We start from the raw sequence: 1,805 nt of genomic DNA on the forward strand, positions 1-1,805 counted from the left end.
ACCGCCGCCAAGGCCTATGAAGCAAGCCTGCTGCCGCCGTTCTTCGACGCGCTCAAACATTACACCGAGGCGGCCAACGCCACCTTTGCCTGCCCCGGTCACCAGGGCGGCCAGTTCTTTCGCAAGCACCCGGCCGGTCGGCAGTTTTTCGACTTCTTCGGCGAGACGCTGTTTCGCGCCGACATGTGCAACGCCGACGTCAAGCTCGGCGACCTGCTGATCCACGAAGGCCCGGCGCTGCTGGCGCAGAAACACGCCGCGCAGGTGTTCAACGCGGACAAGACCTACTTCGTGCTCAACGGCACCTCGGCCTCGAACAAGGTGGTGACCAACGCCCTGTTGACCCCCGGTGACCTGGTGCTGTTCGACCGCAACAACCACAAGTCCAACCACCAGGGCGCGCTGTTGCAGGCCGGCGCCACGCCGGTCTACCTCGAAACCGCGCGCAACCCCTACGGTTTTATCGGCGGCATCGACGCCCACTGCTTCGAAGAGGACTACCTGCGCGAACTGATCGCCGAGGTCGCCCCGGACAAGGCGCAACTGCCACGACCATTTCGCCTGGCGATCATTCAACTGGGCACCTATGACGGCACCATCTACAACGCCCGGCAAGTGGTCGACCGCATCGGCAAGCTGTGTGACTACATCCTGTTCGACTCGGCGTGGGTCGGCTACGAGCAGTTCATCCCGATGATGAAAGACTGCTCGCCGCTGTTGCTGGATCTCGACGAGAACGACCCGGGCATCTTCGTCACCCAGTCGGTGCACAAACAGCAGGCCGGTTTTTCCCAGGCCTCCCAGGTGCACAAGAAAGACCGCCACATCAAAGGCCAGGCGCGCTATTGCAACCATCACCGGCTCAACAACGCCTTCATGGCCCAGGCGTCCACCAGCCCGTTCTACCCGTTGTTCGCCTCGCTGGATGTGAATGCGCGCATTCACTCGGGCCGCAGTGGCCTGCGCCTGTGGGAAGACTGCGTGAAGTTCGGCATCGAGGCGCGCAAGTTGATCCTCGAAGCCTGCACCATGGTCCGCCCGTTCGTGCCGTACAGCATTGAAGGGCGCGCCTGGGAAGACTATCCAACGGAAGAAATCGCCAACGACATCCGCTTCTTCGAGTTCCATCCCAAGGACCGCTGGCACGCCTTTGCCGGCTACGCCGAGAAGCAGTACTTCATCGACCCGTGCAAGTTGCTGTTCACCACACCGGGCATCGACCCGGTGGACGGCAGCTACACCGACTTCGGCATTCACGCCGGCATCCTGGCCAACTTCCTGCGCGAGAACGGCATCGTCCCGGAAAAGTGCGACCTCAACTCGATCCTGTTCCTGCTCACCCCGGCCGAAGACTGGGCGAAGATGACCCACCTGGCCGCGCAAATCGCCCGCTTCGAACGTTTTATCAGCGATGACGCGCCGATGAGCCGGGTGCTGCCGGCGATCTACGCGCAACATCAGGAACGCTATCGCAACTACACCATTCGCCAGCTCTGCCAGGAAATGCACGACCTGTACCGCCATCACAACGTGCAACAGTTGCAGAAGGACATGTTCCGCAAGGAACACTTCCCGAAAAAGGCCATGAACCCGCAGCAAGCGCAAATCGAGTACATCCGCGGCAACGTCGAACTGGTGGCGCTGGCGGATGCCGACGGGCGCATTGCCGCCGAGGGCGCGTTGCCTTATCCGCCGGGGGTTCTGTGCGTGGTGCCAGGTGAAATCTGGGGCGGCGCGGTGCTCAAGTACTTCCTGGCCCTGGAAGAAGGCATCAACCGCTTGCCCGGCTTCACGCCGGAGTTGCA

1 protein-coding gene is annotated in these 1,805 nt (G+C 62.2%); it reads left to right on the top strand.

Annotation, left to right across the window (positions count from 1 at the left end):
- Positions 1-1,805: ornithine decarboxylase (gene speC / locus KGA96_RS29555; RefSeq protein WP_046043925.1), on the top strand; the 1,805-nt coding region annotated here is incomplete at both ends.

The sequence above is a fragment of the Pseudomonas sp. GL-R-26 genome (assembly GCF_019947365.1).
Taxonomy (GTDB): domain Bacteria; phylum Pseudomonadota; class Gammaproteobacteria; order Pseudomonadales; family Pseudomonadaceae; genus Aquipseudomonas.